Origin of the sequence: Vibrio pacinii DSM 19139 (assembly GCF_000711795.1) — a bacterium.
In the GTDB taxonomy this organism is placed as follows: Bacteria; Pseudomonadota; Gammaproteobacteria; order Enterobacterales; family Vibrionaceae; genus Vibrio; species Vibrio pacinii.
The window spans coordinates 62,126-81,365 of record NZ_JONH01000015.1; the positions used below are offsets into that span (position 1 = coordinate 62,126).

The 19,240-nt window shown below is 46.3% G+C and carries 16 protein-coding genes; 10 read left to right on the plus strand and 6 right to left on the minus strand.

All coding sequences use genetic code 11. The features are described 5' to 3' along the window. Position 1: 1 nt before the first annotated feature. Genes mreD through tldD form a run of 6 tightly spaced genes read left to right on the plus strand, consistent with a single transcriptional unit; the run spans position 2 to position 8,711 of the window. The gene (mreD, locus tag BS19_RS11005; RefSeq protein WP_038175311.1) at positions 2 to 490 is read left to right on the plus strand and encodes a rod shape-determining protein MreD; all 489 of its coding nucleotides are present in this window, start codon (positions 2 to 4) and stop codon (positions 488 to 490) included. A gap of 3 nt (positions 491 to 493) precedes the next feature. Beyond that, positions 494 to 1,054 (plus strand): Maf family protein, encoded by a 561-nt coding sequence (locus BS19_RS11010; protein WP_038175312.1) that lies wholly within the window; start codon positions 494 to 496, stop codon positions 1,052 to 1,054. A 19-nt stretch (positions 1,055 to 1,073) separates the two neighbouring features. Then, positions 1,074 to 2,543 carry a ribonuclease G gene (gene rng / locus BS19_RS11015; RefSeq protein WP_038175314.1) on the plus strand — a complete coding sequence of 490 codons (1,470 nt, stop codon included), beginning with the start codon at positions 1,074 to 1,076 and terminating at the stop codon, positions 2,541 to 2,543. Positions 2,544 to 2,552: 9 nt separating this feature from the next. Next, positions 2,553 to 6,422, plus strand: a complete 3,870-nt coding sequence (locus tag BS19_RS11020; RefSeq protein ID WP_038175315.1) for a YhdP family protein — start codon at positions 2,553 to 2,555, stop codon at positions 6,420 to 6,422. 11 nt (positions 6,423 to 6,433) lie between these two features. Further along, positions 6,434 to 7,255, plus strand: coding sequence for a carbon-nitrogen hydrolase family protein (locus BS19_RS11025; RefSeq protein ID WP_038175316.1), 822 nt, complete (start codon positions 6,434 to 6,436; stop codon positions 7,253 to 7,255). Between the two features lie 10 nt (positions 7,256 to 7,265). After that, entirely contained in the window at positions 7,266 to 8,711 is a 1,446-nt protein-coding gene (gene tldD, locus BS19_RS11030; RefSeq protein WP_038175317.1) for a metalloprotease TldD, read from the plus strand. Between the two features lie 144 nt (positions 8,712 to 8,855). Here the strand turns inward: tldD and arcA are convergent, their stop codons facing one another. Next, complete coding sequence (gene arcA, locus BS19_RS11035; protein ID WP_038175318.1) at positions 8,856 to 10,076, minus strand: arginine deiminase; 1,221 nt, start codon at positions 10,074 to 10,076, stop codon at positions 8,856 to 8,858. Positions 10,077 to 10,641: 565 nt separating this feature from the next. On the opposite strand from arcA, the gene rraB reads away from it, so the two are divergent. Together rraB and BS19_RS11045 are read left to right on the plus strand one after the other, a co-directional pair. Beyond that, positions 10,642 to 11,058 carry a ribonuclease E inhibitor RraB gene (gene rraB / locus BS19_RS11040; protein ID WP_038175319.1) on the plus strand — a complete coding sequence of 139 codons (417 nt, stop codon included), beginning with the start codon at positions 10,642 to 10,644 and terminating at the stop codon, positions 11,056 to 11,058. Between the two features lie 135 nt (positions 11,059 to 11,193). After that, a complete protein-coding gene (locus BS19_RS11045) occupies positions 11,194 to 11,997 on the plus strand; it encodes a glycosyl hydrolase 2 galactose-binding domain-containing protein (RefSeq protein WP_038175320.1) in 804 nt (267 codons plus the stop codon). On the opposite strand, the gene BS19_RS11050 is transcribed toward BS19_RS11045, so the two are convergent. From BS19_RS11050 to argR, 5 genes are all read right to left on the minus strand, one after another. Continuing rightward, on the minus strand, positions 11,985 to 12,380 hold the full coding sequence (locus BS19_RS11050; protein ID WP_038175360.1) for a DUF2061 domain-containing protein: 396 nt from the start codon (positions 12,378 to 12,380) through the stop codon (positions 11,985 to 11,987). The genes BS19_RS11045 and BS19_RS11050 overlap by 13 nt on opposite strands. A 144-nt stretch (positions 12,381 to 12,524) precedes the next feature. After that, on the minus strand, positions 12,525 to 12,962 hold the full coding sequence (locus BS19_RS11055) for a universal stress protein (RefSeq protein ID WP_038175321.1): 438 nt from the start codon (positions 12,960 to 12,962) through the stop codon (positions 12,525 to 12,527). Between the two features lie 98 nt (positions 12,963 to 13,060). Continuing rightward, positions 13,061 to 15,640, minus strand: coding sequence for a TRAP transporter permease (locus BS19_RS11060; RefSeq protein ID WP_038175322.1), 2,580 nt, complete (start codon positions 15,638 to 15,640; stop codon positions 13,061 to 13,063). A gap of 217 nt (positions 15,641 to 15,857) precedes the next feature. After that, positions 15,858 to 16,826, minus strand: coding sequence for a TAXI family TRAP transporter solute-binding subunit (locus BS19_RS11065; RefSeq protein ID WP_038175323.1), 969 nt, complete (start codon positions 16,824 to 16,826; stop codon positions 15,858 to 15,860). 331 nt (positions 16,827 to 17,157) lie between these two features. After that, a complete protein-coding gene (gene argR / locus BS19_RS11070) occupies positions 17,158 to 17,628 on the minus strand; it encodes a transcriptional regulator ArgR (RefSeq protein ID WP_038175324.1) in 471 nt (156 codons plus the stop codon). Between the two features lie 334 nt (positions 17,629 to 17,962). Here argR and mdh point away from each other — a divergent pair, with 334 nt between their 5' ends. Continuing rightward, positions 17,963 to 18,895: a malate dehydrogenase gene (mdh, locus tag BS19_RS11075; RefSeq protein ID WP_038175325.1), complete on the plus strand. Its 933-nt coding sequence runs from the start codon at positions 17,963 to 17,965 to the stop codon at positions 18,893 to 18,895. 97 nt (positions 18,896 to 18,992) lie between these two features. Next, complete coding sequence (locus BS19_RS20425) at positions 18,993 to 19,169, plus strand: hypothetical protein (protein ID WP_169739014.1); 177 nt, start codon at positions 18,993 to 18,995, stop codon at positions 19,167 to 19,169. The last annotated feature ends 71 nt before the right edge of the window (positions 19,170 to 19,240 follow it).

Here is a 19,240-nt window from a genome sequence, read left to right on the forward strand (position 1 = left end):
AATGGCAAATAGTGTACTAAAAGGTAAACTTGTCATTGCTGGCTCGTTTTTGATTGCTCTGACGCTGCAAACTATTCCATGGCCAGGCATGTTGGACTTACTGCGTCCGTCATGGTTGCTACTGGTGACCTGTTACTGGGTGCTGGCTCTGCCGCATCGAGTGAATGTTGGTTCAGCCTTGGTGTTGGGCTTATTGTGGGATTTGCTGCTTGGTTCAACGCTAGGAATTCGCGGCATGATGATGTCGATTGTCATTTATCTGGTCGCGCTCAATTTCCTCGTTTTACGCAATATGGCCTTGTGGCAGCAAGCGATTGTCATTGGCACGATATCCGTGATGTTGGATATTTTGATCTTTTTCGGCGAATACCTGATTCAAGATGTCACATTTAATCCAGTCTCGTTATGGAGCGGTCTAATTAACTGCATTTTGTGGCCGTGGATGTTCTTATTAATGCGTCGGGTACGACGCCATTGGCATATTAGATAGAAAATGAAGCAAACACTGATTCTGGCTTCGGCCTCGCCGCGCCGTAAAGAGCTACTGACTCAACTGGGCTATCAGTTTGATGTCATCAAAACGGATGTTGAGGAACAGCGCCAATCTGGTGAAGGCGCTTACAACTACGTTGCGCGATTATCGCAAGACAAAGCAAGAGCGGCGGTGAAGCTGCAGCCAGATTCGGTAGTGATTGGCTCTGATACGATTGTCGTCTGCGATGAGAAGGTATTGGAAAAGCCGGATGATTTAGCGCATGCTAAACAGATGCTGATGATGCTTTCAGATCGAGCACATCAAGTGATGACAGCCGTGACTGTCATGACTAAAGAGATTCAAGAGACTGTGGTTGTGACCACAGACGTATGGTTTAAACCCTTGTCAGAGCAAGAAATAGAACAATATTGGCAAACGGGTGAGCCATGCGATAAAGCTGGTAGTTATGGAATTCAAGGTCTCGGTGGACGATTTGTCACTCGGATTGAAGGTAGTTATTACGCCGTCGTCGGCTTGCCTCTCTATGAAACTGACCAGCTCTTGCACAAATTCTTATAATTATTTTTGAGGTGCGCTCATGAGTGCAGAGTTGTTGATCAACGTGACCCCGAGTGAAACTCGTGTGGCCATGATTGAAGGGGGAGCCCTTCAAGAAATCCACGTCGAACGTGAAGCAAAGCGCGGTATTGTTGGAAATATCTATAAAGGTAAAGTCAGTCGAGTGCTACCGGGTATGCAGGCGGCTTTTGTTGATATCGGTTTAGAAAAAGCCGCTTTTTTACATGCTTCCGATATTGTCCCGCATACTGAATGTGTCGCAGAGAACGAAAAGCAGCAGTTTCAAGTGCGTGATATTTCAGAGTTAGTTCGTCAAGGGCAAGATATCGTCGTGCAAGTGGTTAAAGATCCACTCGGCACCAAAGGTGCCCGGTTAACCACGGACATCACCTTGCCTTCACGCTATTTGGTGTTTATGCCCGGGGCAAGCCATGTTGGGGTCTCTCAGCGTATCGAAAGTGAAGGTGAACGCAACCGCTTGAAGAAAGTGGTCGGCAAGTATTGTGATGAAGATGGTGGCTTTATTATTCGCACCGCTGCAGAAGGCGCTGACGACAAAGAGCTTTCTCAAGATGCCGCATTTCTTAAGCGTTTATGGTCAAAAGTCAATGAACGTCGCAGCAAGTACAAAACCCGTTCTGCCTTATATGGTGAGCTTGGTTTATCACAGCGTATCTTGCGTGATTTTGTTGGCACCGAATTAAATAAGATCTTAGTCGATTCACGCCAAGAATTTGAAAACCTCAAAGAGTTTACTTCTGAGTATGTTCCTGAACTGACGGACAAGCTTGAGCTTTACGAAGGTGATAAACCGATCTTCGATATGTATGACACCGAAAACGAGATTCAACGCTCTCTGGATCGTAAAGTTGAACTTAAATCGGGTGGCTATTTGATCATCGATCAAACCGAAGCCATGACCACTGTCGACATCAATACAGGTGCGTTTGTCGGGCGTCGCAACCTCGAAGAGACCATCTTTAATACCAATATCGAAGCGACTCAGGCTATCGCTCGCCAACTGCGACTGCGTAATCTTGGTGGGATCATCATTATCGACTTTATTGATATGATTTCAGATGAGCACCGCAATCGAGTATTAGTGTCATTGGCAACGGCGCTGGATAAAGACCGAGTCAAAACCAATATTAACGGTTTCACTCAGCTGGGGTTGGTGGAAATGACACGTAAACGCACTCGAGAAAGCATTGAACATGTTCTGTGTTCGAGCTGCCCAACGTGTGAAGGCCGAGGTAGCGTCAAAACGGTTGAATCTGTCTGTTATGAAATTTTACGTGAAATTACCCGCGTTAATCGTGCTTATGATGCTGATAAATTTGTTGTTTATGCTGCACCTGCCGTGGTCGATGCTTTGCAGGGCGATGAGTCACATGCATTGGCTGAGTTGGAAGTATTTATTGGTAAGCAAGTTAAAATTCAAGCTGAGCCTTTGTACATCCAAGAGCAATTTGACGTTGTCATGATGTAAAGGCAGGTTGTGAATTCCACGCTTACGCGCTTAACGCGATTTTTTCTCTGGTTTACAGTGTCGGTACTGGTGCTATTGGCGATTACCGTCACTGGGCTCCGTATCGCCTTGCCGCAGCTCAACCACTTTCAACCTCAGATCCAAGCTTGGATCAATCAAAGCTCAGGACTTGAGTTTGAAATCAGTGAAATTCACGGTTTCTGGCGCAATACCCATCCGTCAGTTTCGCTGCGTGGGGCTAAGGCTAATACGCCGAAAAGCAGTGGAATTGAGTTTTCTGCTCAAAATGTCGAGATTGAACTCGACCTCTTTCAATCGCTGATTCAACGCCAACCTGTGGTGGCGGATCTGAGTATTCATCAGCTTAACCTCGACATTAGTTCAGTTGAGTGGGTCACTGACAGCGATACGCCGGAGCTTAATCCTCAGGGAGAGCAAAAAACTGTTATCGAGCAACTTGATCAATTGCTGTTGCGTCAGCTAGATAGCTTTTCTCTGAAGCAGTCAAAAATTCACTTCTTAGGTATTGATGGTATACCGCGCGACCTTGAAATTACCCACTTACAGTGGCAAAACGATGGCCGCCGCCATTTGGCCGATGGTGAAGTTAATCTTGCGCAAAGTAATGTTAACTCAGCCAGAGTCAAAGCTGACTTCATCGATCACGGTTCACTCAGTGAGGTCAGTGGTGAATTCTATGCCTCTGCGCAAAATGTTCTTATTACTCCGTGGCTGACTAAGTATTTCCAAAGTGAAATGGGAATTGATAAAGGCCAAGTAAGCTTTAGTAGTTGGTTAACATTAGAACGAAATCAACCAGTTAGCGCTTATGTTGAATTGCAGTCATCCGAGTTGATTTGGCAAGAAGGCAAACGCCATGAGCTGTTTCTAGAGTCAGGTGTTTTAGAACTTGAGCCGCGTAAAAGCGGTTGGCAAGTAAATGCTTACTCACTTAATTTATATACCGATGACAAAGCCTGGCCAGAACTCGACATGGCATTTGATTGGCAGCCGGATGTTTGGCGTATCAACGTTTCTCAGCTTGATGTTGCGGCCATTACACCACTCGTCAAACTGGTGCCAGAATCCAATACTGCCAATGAGTTTCTCGAAAAATTGTCGCTGGGTGGATTGGTCGAAGATATCCGGATCTCCGCTCATGGAGGCTGGGAGAATCTGCACTATTCGGCTGAGCTTAGTCAGGGCAGTATGTCGCAATGGGAATTGCTGCCAGAGGTACATCAGTTATCAGCGTCGATCGCAGGTAACCTGCAACAGGCGCAGGCCCATGTCACATTGATTGACGATACGTTACCTTATGGTGAGGTGTTTCAAGCCCCGCTGAATATCAAACAAGGACAAGTTGATCTGGTGTGGCAAAATAGTCAACATGGCTGGAGTTTGTGGGCTGATAAAGTCACTGCCGCCACCCCAGATCTGCAAGTGTTGGGGGCATTTCGTCTTGATTTTCCCGACCACCAAAGCCCATTTCTTTCCTTCTATGCCGAAGCCGACTTATACAACGCGGGTGAAACTTGGCGTTATCTGCCGACCTTAGCGCTTGGTCAAAGTCTCACGGATTATTTAAGTACTGCGATTCAGGCTGGTAAGGTCAATACCGCAAAACTGCTGTGGTATGGGGAATTGGGCGATTTTCCCTATCAAAATAACAATGGCATGTTCCAAGCGTGGGTAGGCTTAAAACAAGCAAAATTCAGCTTTGATACCGCGTGGCCATCGATTACTGATCTTCAGCTCGATTTGCTGTTCCAAAATGACGCCATGTACTTGGACTCTCATAGTGCCACTTTAATGGATGTCGATGCGAAGCGTATTACTGGCCGTATTCCACACTTAGCTCCGGGCGGGCATATTGAAATAGAAGCCCAAGCGGTTGCCGAGGGGAATGCGGTACGTGATTACATGACCGCATCTCCGTTAGTGGATTCGGTTGGCGCTGCATTGACCGCAGTACAAGTCGATGGTCTGGTTGAGTCGAGCTTTCAGCTTAATATTCCGTTTGACAGTACAAAGGAAGCTCGCGCTTGGGGTTATGCCGATCTTGCCGATAATCACGTTACGATTGAAGCGCCGCCAATGACACTGGAAACGGTATCGGGCCGAGTGAAATTTGATAACGACGTTGTCAGTGCGGCAGGCCTTGAAGCGACACTGCTGACGCAGCCAGTGGCGATTGATTTTAGTGGTGAAAACATTGCACAAGGTTATGGTGTGGCAATTGATGTTGTTGGTGATTGGGACATCAAACCACTGACGCCATACCTTGGTAAACATTGGTTAGGCCCGGTTGATGGTCATGCACCATGGCGCATGGATGTCGACATCCAGCTTAATGATGTCGGTTTTACCTATCAAGTTGATACCGAAGCAGATTTAAAGTTGGTAAGTAGTCACTTACCACAGCCTTTAGCGAAATCGTTTGGCGAGGCAGGGAAAGCTCGCCTGCAAGCTTCGGGTAATCAAGAAAGCATTACGGCGCGAGTGCAAATTCCCAACTTTAAATATCAAGCTGAAATTGATATTCGACCGAACGTTCCTGTTCTGACCGATACCAATTTAGTACTTGGCAAAGGTAGTTTTAAAATTAGTCCTGTGGTGGGTCATCAAGCGCAGATCAGGCTCGACTCATTCGACTTAGATGATTGGCTTGAAATGTTGAGTGCAGATCAAGGACCGTCTCAAGCGATACTGGCAAAGTTAAAAACGCCTGAAATCCCTTTTCCTGCAAGAATTGATATTGATGCCAAGGAGTTGCGTATTGCAGGCATCGACTGGAATGATGTCGACTTTAGCGCTAAGCGCAAAGGGTTGGGTTGGTATCTCAGCTTGGATAGCCAAGAAGCCAAAGGCGAGGCGAATTATCTGGATCCGTATGACTTGTCTGTGGCGCTAGAACGATTGCATGTCTACGTCCCGGCATTGGATGAAGAGCGTCAAGAACCATTGATGTTTGAGCCAGAAAATTCTGACCGACCACTGATCAGTGCGTTTGAGCGTCAGGTTCATCAACAAATTCCTAATATCACGCTGACCATTGATGATTTTTGGCTACAGGGCTATCGGGTTGGCAAGGCGCATCTCGATTTACAGCGTCAAGGCGATAAACTTGAGTGGAAAAATCTCACATTTGAAAGCGGCACCAACCGAGCCGATATCAAGGGCTGGTGGTTACTGAATGAAACACAAAGTCACACTCAATTTGATATCCACATCTCGGGCGAAAATAACAGTGACGTGATGGAGCGCTTTGGTATTACCAGCGGAATTCAACGTGCGCCTTTTGATATCACCGCCGATGTGCAATGGGATGGCTCGCCTTGGTCTGGGCGGATGGATACCCTCTCGGGCGAGGTCTCTACTAAGCTAGGTAAAGGGTTCATTTCTGATGTCAGTGGCGCGGCAAGATTGCTGGGGTTATTTAGTTTAGATTCGATTATTCGTAAAATGCAGCTTGATTTCAGTGATGTGTTTGACAAAGGGATGGCATTTAATTCGATTACTGGCAGTGGCTCGATTCGTAACGGTATTTTTCTTACTAATGATATCGAGATGGATGCAGTGGCCGGTGAAATGACCATCAAAGGTCTAGCCAATCTAAATACCCGTATGGTCGATGCCGAAGTGAAGTTCGTACCGGATATAACGTCAGGTCTGCCAGTACTGACGGCTTTTGCAGTGGCACCACAGACCGCTTTGTATGTTTTGGCCATTACCACGGTGATTTCACCTGTCGTTGAAGTGTTTACTCAGGTTGACTATCAAGTCAAAGGGCCGTTAGATGCACCTGTCGTTAAAGAGCTGTCACGCAGTAGAGGTGAATTTAAATTACCAGAGAAACTGCGCACAGTGATTGAATAAGGATAATACTCATGGAACGAGTCGGTTTAATACAAATGACCTCAGGGCCCGACCCTGAGCTCAATTTATCGTACATTAAACAGCAGGTGATGCAGCTTGCGCAGCAGGGAGCTGAACTGATCGTCACGCCAGAAAATGCTTTAGTGTTTGGTAGTCGTAGTGATTACCATCAAGTGGCTGAACCTCTGGCTGATGGACCACTACAAAAAGCGCTTGCCAGTATCGCCGATGAATATGGTGTGTGGCTACTTATCGGCAGTATGCCGATAAGCCGAAATAATGGCGTAACAACCACCTGTTTACTGTTTTCACCACAGGGTGAGTTGGTGTGTCACTATGATAAGTTGCACATGTTTGATGTTGATGTCGCCGATGGTCATCAACGTTACCGCGAGTCAGAAACGTTCACGCCAGGTCAGCAAGTCGTCGATTACAGCACGCCATTTGCCCACCTAGGCCTGACGATCTGTTATGATGTACGCTTTCCTGCACTGTATAGTGAACTGGCGCGATTAGGCGCTAATGTGATCACTGTCCCAGCGGCCTTTACGGCTGTCACTGGCCGCGCCCACTGGCAAACATTACTGCGCGCGCGTGCGATTGAAACACAAGCTTGGGTGATTGCCGTCAATCAAGTGGGCACCCATCCCTGCGGTCGTGAAACATGGGGGCACTCAATGGTGATTTCGCCATGGGGTGAGGTGATCGCTTCACTGACCGATCAAGTCGGTAATATATTGGTCGATATCGACTTAAGCCAAGTAGAACAATTAAGAGCAGCCATGCCGATTCGTCAGCATGCTCGATTCAGCAACCAGTTACAAAAAGAGTAAGAGCACATATATGACTATAAACCACGTAGAAAATGCGTTGCTAAAACCCGCCGGTTTGGGAGAAAAAGAGATCATCGACACGTTGGCGAGTATTGCAACTCGTCAAATCGATTATGCAGATATCTATTTTCAATCTAGCTGGCATGAATCGTTAGTGCTTGAAGACAGCATTATTAAAGATGGCTCGTTTAACATCGATTGTGGTGTCGGTGTACGCGCGGTCGCTGGTGAGAAAACTGGCTTCGCTTACTCAGATCAGATTCAACTCGAAGGCCTTAAGCAGAGTGCCCATGCGGCGCGAGGTATCGCACAGCAAGGTCAAAATGGTCAGCTTCAAGCGTTTAAGCGCAATGAGAATCAGCATTACTATGCTGCTGTTAACCCACTGGAAAGTTGGGCAAAAGAACAAAAAACACAACTGCTGAAAGAGTTGGATGCTTATATTCGTACTAAAGAGCCGTTGATTAAAGAAGTCTCGATTAGTCTAAGTGGTGTGCATGAGCAAGTGTTGGTTGCAGCAACCGATGGCACCTATGCTGGTGATATTCGACCATTGGTGCGTTTATCGATCAGTGTGCTGGCACAACAGGGTGAGCGCCGCGAGCGAGGTAGTGCTGGTGGCGGTGGTCGCTTTGACTATGACTTTTTCCTCAGTGAGAGTGAAGGGGCTAAAGTCGCTTACCAATATGCCGATGAAGCAATTCGTACCGCGTTGGTTAATTTAGCTGCGGATGCTGCTCCTGCAGGGACGATGCCTGTTGTTCTCGGTTCTGGCTGGCCTGGTGTATTACTCCATGAAGCGGTCGGACATGGCTTGGAAGGCGACTTTAATCGTAAAGAGGCTTCTGTCTTTAGCGGTAAGATTGGTCAAAAGGTGACTTCTGATCTTTGTACTATCGTTGATGATGGTACGCTAAAAGATCTGCGTGGTTCACTTAATATCGATGACGAAGGGGTGAATGGTCAATACAACACCTTAATCGAAAACGGTGTGTTAAAAGGCTATATGCAAGATAAGCTCAATGCTCGTTTGATGGGAGTTAGCCCAACGGGTAATGGCCGCCGTGAGTCTTATGCGCATCTGCCGATGCCACGGATGACCAATACCTATATGTTGCCTGGACAGCATACTCCTGAAGAGATTATTTCAACCGTGAAGAAGGGCTTATATGCACCGAACTTTGGTGGTGGGCAAGTGGATATTACCTCAGGTAAGTTTGTGTTCTCAGCATCGGAAGCGTATTTGATTGAAGACGGAAAAATCACTCGTCCCGTCAAAGGGGCCACGTTGATCGGTTCTGGTATTGAAGCGATGCAGCAAGTCTCTATGGTCGGTAACGATCTCAGCATTGACCGTGGTGTTGGTGTGTGTGGTAAAGCGGGTCAGAGTATTCCTGTCGGGGTTGGTCAGCCGACGCTTAAGTTAGATTCAATTACGGTCGGTGGTACTGAGTAAAGCCAGAGCATGCTTCGCCTTTCGAGAGATGAGAGCGGCGATATCGTTGAAAGTTATTAACGGTGACTGTTCTCGTTTATTCCTAATCGCCTGAAAGTAAAAGAAAAGGGTTGGCACATAGTGCCAACCCTTTAAATTTTCTCGCTAAATCCCATCACGTTCAATAGGGCAACTCATACAGCGTGCACCGCCACGGCCACGTCCTAGCTCGTTGCCCGGAATGGTCAACACTTCAATGCCTGCCTTATCGTATTTCTCATTGGTATAAACATTACGCTCATAGCCGATCACCACTCCCGGCTTAACCGTAAGTACGTTATTGGCGTCATTCCACTGTTCACGTTCAGCTTCATAGCTATCACCACCGGTGGTAATGATCTTAAGGTAGTCAAGATCAAGCGCTTGTTCGATTGCGTGGATAAAGCTTGGCACTTTTTCGACCTTCATCTCACCGCCATCTTTAGCGGTTAAACTCCAGGTGTTAAGGTCTTTACGCATGATTTCTGGGTAAACAGAAAACGTGTCGATATCCATATGCGTCATAACGGTATCAAGGTGCATGCAAGAGCGGTGTTTTGGTAGCTCAATTGCAATCACTTGTTTGGCCTGACCATGTTTAAACAAGTTTGCCGCAAGGTTTTCAACACCTTGAGCCGTGGTCCGTTCAGACATCCCGACCAAAACGGCGCCCTTGCCGATAACCAGAACATCACCGCCTTCAATATTCGCGTTGTCGTAATGCAGATCTTCATCGCCAAAGTACTTGATGAAGTCTTGTCCAGCAAAGACTGGATGCCAGCGATAGATGGCTCGAAGGTGGTTGGTTTCACGCTGACGGGCCGCTTTCATCATTGGGTTGAGCGACACACCACCGTATACCCAACATGAGGTATCGCGTGTGAAAAGGTGATTAGGTAACGGCTCAATCACAAAGTCGAGCGGCCGATGCATACTTGGTAGCATTGAGGCGGACTGAATGGGTAGCTCTGAGTAAGCCAGGCCCCCAAGCAGTATTGTGGCGAGATGGTCGTTATCCATATCTAATAAGTAATGGCGTAAATCTCTGGCGAAAGTGGGACCGTAGCGCAAATCTGAAATTTGCGTATTGAGTAGCCAGCTTTTTGCTTCCTCGACGGCTAAGGTTTCAACCAACAGATCGTGCAGTAGTAACACCTCGACGCCTTGGTTTGTCAGTGTCTGAGCAAACTTATCATGCTCTTCACCAGCGGCCTCGACAGCGAGAACGTCATCAAACAGTAATTCGTGACAGTTTGAAGGGGTGAGGTGGGTGAGTGCGCGCTCAGGTCGGTTTAGCAATACTCGTCTTAATTGACCAACTTCTGAGCCTACGTACAACTTACTCATCATGTATCCTTACTTATTATTCCTGAGCCTAGTTATGTCAAGATTGTTATAAAGATGCAAGCCTATTTAATGGATGGATGAGTGGCTAAAAATGGATATGTTAGTCATATGTTCTGATGTGTGGTGGTTTTATGAGAACTATCACTATTGTTGACTTTTGTTACTCAGGCGTTGAACTGCGTTGCTATTCGTCTCGATTGGCGGTCATGAATGCGAAATGCCGCTATAATCGAGCATAGCTATGCAGATATCAGCAAGGTGGATTAAAATAGTCATGTTTTTATTCATTTCCCACCTTGCTTGGGATATGCAAATAGACAAGATAAAAACGCATAAAGCCTAAGCATAACCAGCTTTAGCCGCACAGATAGAATGTTCTGAATTACCACATTGCTAAAAAAATGTTAATTGTCATTGTTGTGAAGTGGATCTTACTTGATCGCTAGCAATTCTGCGGATAAAGATCTGGATCTTGGCCGATTTCAGGTAGTATTTTCACTGGATCCATGCGATATTTCACCGCTGTTACTTATGATCAATTTTGTCACTATCTGGAGCACGACATATGTCTCATGAAGATGAATATCTATCTGTTGAAGCGTTAATTGAAATTCAAAAAGAAGATACTCGCGATATCATTCAAGCCTTATTGGAAGATGGCAGTGATCCAGATGCTTTGTACGATATTGAACATCATCTTTTTGCTGAAGATTTCAACACACTAGAAAAAGCGGTAGTTGAAGCGTTCAAGATGGGCTTTGAAGTCCTTGAAGCTGAAGAGACAGAAGACGAAGATGGCAAAAAGTTACTCTGCTGTGATGCGACCATGGAGTCGACACTAAACGCAGAAGCGATTGATGCGCAAGTTGAAAAACTGATCCATCTTGCTGAAAAATACGACATCATCTATGACGGCTGGGGCACTTACTACGAAGGCGAAGATGCGCTTTACCCAGAAGAAGATGACAGCGACGAAGAGTAAGCCGTCGAGCTCATGACCGAATCTGAATATCAGCCAATTGGCTGATATTTTTGTTTTGGTCCCTTGGTTGGCTATCTTTTGACGCTCATCTGGCATTATAATCGTCAAACTTTGATCTAAGACAAGTTTGAAACTATGCAACTCTCTCTTGCTGGCCTGTGGCAAGTCTCACCGTTGACTGACTTATCTATCCCTCAGGATGACATTACGTTTCCTGCCCCATTGAGCCAAGCACTCCCTGATACACTGTCTGAAAGCGAGATTGCTGAGCAAGAGTGGCATTTAATGCACGATATTGATGTTGATGAGTCGATGTTGGCGTTTCCATCAATTGATCTTGTGATGGCTGGGATCGACTATTACGCAGAAGTGCGTCTTAATGGCGTCGCCGTTTTTGATTGTGATAAGTCTCAGCTGGTTTATAAAAAAGATATTCGTCCTTATCTGCAATTAGGCCGCAACCGTTTTGAGATTTTGTTTCTGGAAGAGGAGCAAGATTGGTTGTTGGACGAGCCAGAGAGCGCGCCACTTTGTCCTTTGATTGCAAAAGATGACACTCCATCTGACTCACGCATCGGCGTGTGGCAAGTTCCTTACCTGCAGTTGATTGCCAATGTTCGTTTAGAGCATGTGGCGACAGAACAGATTTGGCACCATGGCGGTGGCTGTGAATTCCTTGTTGATCTCTACTATAAAACGTATTCGCCAGGTCTTGTGTCGGCGTCGGTTAAATTTAACGCTATGACCTACCACTTGCCGATTGATGTGCGAGATAATCACACTAGTGCGTTGTTCCAGATTGATGCGCCCATTTATGCCGATGTGAGTCATCCTAAGCGTGAAGATTTGTATCTGCTTGAGGTGACGCTTGATGGTCAAACTCAATGCTTTCGTATTGGTTTGAGTCGCGATCTGTGCGTCACACACTATGCACTGTGAATACAGCCCCATTCAAGGCGTGCATGTTGTTTACGTAACCACACTTTTTCATGCCAGTAGTAGGCAAAGGTATTAATCGTTGGCTCGATGGTGGCCATAATTCCGCCAACAAACGCGTCACCGGTGACTAGGTAAACCACGCTAAATGCAACGCTAAAGTGTACGATAGCAAAGCTGGTTGTCTTCACTTTGGCTGATTGAGACAGTGTGCGCAGTGCGACGCTGTTACTCCAGACACGTTCATGGAAGTAAAACGCAACGGTGTTGACCGATGGCTCAATCATGGCAATCAGACTACCGAGCAGAAGATCACCGGTTAGCAAGTACGCTACCGTCAGGGCGATGGTAAAGTGTAAGGCGGCGAAAGTAGCGGTCTTTTTCATCATCATGGCCTATCGTTGGTTGGGATAGGGCTATTATTGATAACTATTCGCATTAAATGAAGTGGATTTAACCGATACTCTTGATAGGTAATACCAATCAAAAAGGCGCTCAATGAGCGCCTTTGGTGTTATTTGAGCTTGTATTTACCCTTGCGGCTTAACGACAAGAACGTTAATCGGAGAGTTATGCACCACTTTACTGGCCACTGAACCAAGCACGACTTTATCAATCTTAGAGCGTTTATGACTTGGCATTACGATCAAATCTGCACCGAGTTTTTCTGCATAATCAAGGATGGTGGCATAAGGCTTCCCTTCCGCAACATGCACTTTATACACGACATCTTCGGCAATATGCTGCACAGCGAACTTTCTCAGTTGGCTTTCGACGTCTGCTTTCATTTTCATTGCGGCATCTTTGGGGAAGTAGGTCGCAACCATCGACATATGGATGCCCGGCAGAACGTTGAGCAGATGGACGACTGCGTTGGATTGCTTCGCTTGCCACACGGCAAGCTCAACGGCTTTGTCTGAAAAGCCTTTGTCGTTTAAATCGACCGGAACGAGAATTTGTTTATACATTGTAATATCTCTATGTCATCTCTTACCGCTTAAAACGGTAGAGTGGATTGATTGCATCTTATTAGTTTAGCCCCACACCCAGTGCGGGGCAGACTAAGTTACGCGCTCAGTTGTTCCTTGCGGATTCGGCGTTTCTGGTTTAACCCTAGGCCGATCAAAATCAATAGGGCGGGTAAGAAAACCCACTCTTTCATTGGTCTATCTGCTTCGACGACCACAGAACGAATTTCCCAATCAAAGTCGACACCAGAAGATTCAGCCGGACTGCCAAACTCGACCATATCAACGATCATTCGTCCGTTGGTATTGTTGAGCATCAACCCCATCGAAGCAATGCGTTCTTGTGCTGTTGTCGCTTGATCATCGAAAGGAAGACGTACCGTTTTTGAGATGTAATCACCTTCAAGATTTTCACCAGCAACCAGCAATTCGATCTCTTCGCCAACATTCATTTGTCCTGCAACTTGAGCGATCTCTGTGCCAGGGTAGAGCAATTTAGCTGGGTAAATTTGATCCCACCAAAAGCCAGGACGGAAGAAGGTAAAGGTCAGAACCAATAATAGAACCGTTTCCCACCACTTGTTCTTGGTAAACCACCAACCTTGCGTTGCTGCAGAGAATATCAGCATAGCGATAATTGAAGATATGATCGTGAGCATTAAATGCCACCATGTATCAATCCCCATCAACAATAATTGGGTATTGAAGATAAACATGAATGGCAAAATAGCGGTACGAATATCGTAGGTAAAGCCTTGAATACCCGTACGGATGGGATCAGATTTTGCGATTGCTGCCGCGGCAAAGGCAGCCAAACCAACTGGCGGAGTATCATCGGCCAAAATACCGAAGTAGAACACGAATAAATGCACCGCGATCAATGGAATGATCAAGCCACTTTGTGCGCCTAAGGTCACAATCACAGGAGCCATCAAGGTGGAGACTACTATGTAGTTGGCGGTTGTTGGCAGGCCCATGCCTAATATCAAACTGATCACGGCGGTAAATAGCAGCATCAGTATGATGTTACCGCCAGAAATGAACTCGACAAAGTCGGTCATCACTAGGCCGATACCGGTTAAGGTTACCACACCCACAACTGTGCCAGCCGCTGCGGTCGCAACACCGATACCAATCATGTTACGCGCGCCGGAAACTAAGCTTTCGACCAGATCAACAAAACCAACTTTGGTTTGCTGAGCAATAGAACCTTGTTTGGAAAGTATCGCCAGCAGAGGACGTTGAGTGATCAAAATAAAGATCATAAACACGGTCGCCCAAAAGGCAGATAGGCCAGGTGAAAAGCGTTCTACGGTTAGACACCATACCAACACAACGATCGGTAGCAAGAAATGCAGCCCCGATTTGATCGTTGGACCAGGATCGGGCACTTCAGTTAGTTCGGCATCAATCTCGAGTGCGCCTTCTTCGGCGTATTTGGCCGAGATAGAAACCAGACCAACGTAAGTGAGTAACAGCGCCACTGTCATGATCGATGTTGCGGCTTCACCAAACACATCTTTGGTCCAGCCAACACCGTAATAGACCGCGCCACTGAGAATGCACAAGCCTAAAATGGTGCCGGTGAATGACAATAGACTATGAATCAGCTTCGGAGTATGACGACGTGGAAGCCCTGTCATTCCAGCTTTACATGCTTCTAAGTGAACAATATAGATAAGCGCAATGTAAGAGATAAGCGCGGGCAGAATAGCGGCTCGAATCACTTCAACATACGAGATGCCGACATATTCGACCATTAAGAAAGCGGCGGCACCCATAATCGGTGGCGTTAGCTGGCCGTTGGTTGAAGCGGCCACTTCGACCGCACCGGCTTTGGTTCCAGGGAAGCCAACGCGCTTCATCAATGGAATGGTAAAAGTACCGGTCGTCACTACGTTGGCTATTGACGAACCAGAGACTAATCCAGATAGCCCTGATGCAACGACGGCAGCTTTGGCTGGGCCGCCGCGCATGTGACCAAGCAGTGAGAAGGCGACTTTAATAAAGTAAGCACCGGCTCCTGCACGCTCTAACATGGCGCCGAAAAGGACAAATAAGAAAACAAACGAGGTAGAAACCCCAAGTGCAACGCCAAAAACCCCTTCCGTGGTTAGCCAAAGGTGTGACATGGCTTTGTTGAGGCTAGCGCCTTTATGGGCGATCACGTCTGGCATGTATGGACCGCCAAAAGTGTAAAGCATGAAAACAGCGGCCACGACCATTAAAGGAGGACCGAGTGCGCGGCGAGTGGCTTCAAGCAACAACACCATGCCAATGACTGCCACAATGATGTCTAGTGAGGTCGGTGCCCCCGAACGGCCCGCCAATTCGGTATAAAAAAGATAAATGTAAGCGGCAGATAAGCTGCCAGCAAGCGCCAATAACCAGTCAACCGCTGGAATATGATCGCGAGGAGAATTCTTCATCGCTGGGTAAGCAGTAAACGCAAGGAAAACGGCAAACATGAGATGAATAGATCGTGCTTCAGTGTCGTTAAGTACGCCAAAATTGAAAATGAATGGCAAAGGTGATGCGTACCAAAGTTGGAATAATGACCAACAAAGTGGCACAAACCATAAGATGCTACCCGCAAGCCCTGATGGGGCGCGTGCACCTGTATCGGATTGAGCTACCATTTCTTGCACATCTTGAGACGGAGTGGTTGTCTTCGACATGTACTAAATCCTTATTATAAACGGTCCGTATATTTATGATTGTCAGAACCTGTATTTAGCATCTTTCATTGTAGTGAAAAGATGAAATATTGCTCAGTTGTTTAGTTTTATTAGAGATAAAGAAAAGGTGAGTTTCAAGAGGACAAAACTCAAAGCAGATGTTGTGATTAAAATTAGTCACCGAGAAGGCGTTGCCTTCTCGGTGGTCAAAGGTGACTTACTTAAGTAGGCCAATCTCTTTGTAGTACTTCTGTGCACCTGGGTGTAGAGGAATCGAAAGACCCGCTTTCACCATGTCTTCTTTTTTCAGGTTTGCAAACGCAGGGTGTAGGCGTTTGAACGTATCGAAGTTTTCGAATACAGATTTTGCTACGTTGTAAGCAACATCATCAGAAACGTTGGTTGTCGTAACCATGGTTGCTGCAACACCAAAACTGTTTACGTCTTTGTCAGTGCCACGGTACATGCCTGCTGGTACTGAGCTGTAGGCGTAGTATGGGTTATTCGATACGATGGCATCGATCTTAGCACCCGTTGCAGGAATTAGCTTCGCATCACATGAAGTTGTCGCTTCTTTGATTGATCCGTTTGGATGACCAACCACATAGACAAAGGCATCAATTTTGTTATCACACAACGCTTGTGAACGCTCAGAACCTTTAAGTTCTGACGCAAGTTTAAAGTCTGCGTTGGTCCAGCCCATTGCTTCCATTACCACGCCCATTGTTGCGCGGTCACCAGAGCCTGGGTTACCAATGTTAACGCGCTTACCTTTCAGGTCAGCCACGCTTTCAATGCCAGCGTCTGTACGTGCGATGATGTTGAATGGTTCTGTGTGTAGAGAGAACACGGCGCGTAAATCTTTGTACGGGCCTTGCTCAGCAAACTTACTTGTACCGTTGTAGCCGTGGTATTGCCAGTCAGACTGAACGATACCGAAGTCGAGTTCGCCTGCGCGAATCGTGTTGACGTTGTAGATCGAACCGCCCGTAGACTCGACAGAACAACGAATATTGTGTTCTTTACGACCTTTGTTAACTAGCTTACAAATTGCACCACCAGTTGGGTAGTAAACACCCGTAACTGAACCTGTACCAATAGTGATGAACTCTTGGGCGTTAACTGCGCCAGCGCCGATAACGGCCGCTGCAATCGCACCAACTTTAATAAGTTTGTTCAATGCCATGAATTTCCCTTCCTTATTCATTATTAACCCTAAGCAAGTGTAGTTGCTTAGAGAGTTTCCTCGTGCTGGAAACGGCATCTTTTTCAATCCGTATGTTGAAAAAGTGGCTGAATAATAGCAAAAAATTGGCACATAATTACACGCGTGTTAAAAAATATAGTCAATATGCCTATATGCAACGTGAATGTGGTAGGAATGTTTTAATATTTACTTTATTTAAAATCAGTAGGTTAGCTCTTAGTTAGTGCTTAAGTGTGATTTTTTTAAGATGTGATCTAAGTCACGCCGTCAAAGCGACGACGTGTATACCCCTTTGAGCGGCAATTTTTGCTTAGCCTGTGTACTCAAAAAGGTCGCAAACGGAAGCGAACAGTTGCTCTGTTGTAATCGACAAGGTTGGGGTAATAAATATCGTATCATCACCGGCAACGACGCCAAGTATGCCTTCTGATTTGCCCAATGAGTCTAACAAGCGAGCGATCAGTTGCGCAGCGCCAGGACCGGTATGAATCACAACCAGTGCATTGTTGTGGTCAATATCGAGTACCAATTCACGTAATGAGCTTGAAACTGTTGGCACGCCCAATTCTGCTGGCAAGCAGTAGACCATTTCCATTTTGGCATTACGTGTTCGAACGGCACCAAACTTAGTCAACATACGTGACACTTTAGATTGGTTGATATTGTCGAATCCTTCATTCTTGAGGGCTTCGACAATATCGCCTTGGGAACCGAAACGCTCTTCTTTTAATAGGGCTTTAAAAGCGCGAACGAGGTTATCTTGTTTTTCAGAATGGCGCATGATGTTCTTTCTATGTTTGTGGGTATAAAAAGCAAGTGAATATTCTCGCATAGCTATGCAGTTAGTGCCAATGGTAACAGCCAAATCTGTCTAACGTATCACTGTAAATTGACACAATATCACGCTAAGAAATACGACCTAACCCTTTGTCATTCAAGGTGAAGAAGCACATAATAGCCACCTATTGTGTAGCACGTTTTTGTCTGGTTGCGCAAGGTCGCAAAGCTGACGTTAATTGATTGTAATCAGGATGTGATTGGTTTAGCTTGAGCGTGCCCGATTAAAAATTGCCCTACAAAACATATATAAGAGAATCTTCTCAAGGAGAACTACGATGAAAGTAGCTGTTATTGGTGCCGCTGGTGGCATCGGTCAAGCCCTCGCCCTTCTACTTAAAAACCGTCTTCCAGCGGGTTCAGATTTAGCCCTTTACGATATCGCACCAGTGACCCCTGGTGTAGCGGCTGATCTTAGCCACATCCCGACGCCTGTATCTATCAAAGGCTATGCGGGTGAAGATCCAACGCCAGCACTTGAAGGTGCAGACGTGGTACTGATTTCTGCAGGTGTGGCGCGTAAGCCAGGTATGGACCGTGCAGATCTATTTAACGTTAACGCGGGTATCGTTAAATCGCTTGCTCAACGCATTGCGGATGTTTGTCCAAAAGCGCTCGTGGGCATCATTACCAACCCTGTTAATACGACTGTGCCGATTGCGGCTGAAGTGCTCAAGCAAGCCGGTGTGTATGACAAGCGCCGTCTATTCGGCATTACTACTCTTGATGTGATCCGTTCTGAAACCTTTGTTGCTGCTCTAAAAGACAAAGATCCAGGTGAGGTTCGTGTTCCTGTTATCGGTGGCCACTCTGGCGTGACGATCCTACCGCTACTTTCTCAAGTCGAAGGTGTTGAATTTACCGCTGAAGAAATTGAAGCGCTAACAAAACGTATTCAAAATGCTGGCACGGAAGTGGTTGAAGCGAAAGCGGGCGGCGGCAGTGCAACCCTTTCTATGGGTCAAGCGGCATGTCGCTTTGGTCTTGCTTTAGTCAAAGCATTGCAAGGTGAAGAAGTTATAGAGTACGCCTACATTGAAGGTAATGGTGAGCACGCTCCGTTCTTCGCGCAACCCGTTAAACTGGGTAAAGAAGGTGTTGAAGAGATCTTGAGCTACGGTGAGCTGAGTGATTTCGAAAAATCTGCACTGGATGGCATGCTTGAAACGCTAAATGGCGACATTCAAACAGGCGTTGATTTCGTCAAGTAAGCCAGATTGATTTCAATCAGAAGCCGACGTTCGCGTCGGCTTTTTTGATCTTTTACTTTTGTCGCACGTAAGGAATGTAGACAAGAGGAGAGTGAAGATGGAAATCTGTCAGGTAAAACAAGGCATGTTGGTCGAGTGTGCGCAGGGAATTGGCAAGGTGCTGGTGGTTGATAGAGCAACCAATTCAGTATTGATTGAAGAGCAGTCTTCTCAGAGACAACTGGCTGTCGAGGTTAGTCAACTGATTGATAGTTCTCGGTGTCAACCCAGCTAAAAATTAGGATTAATAAATCGTAGTGGTTTAAAAGCGAGCACGTGGCTCGCTTTTTGGTTTTTGTGTGCTGT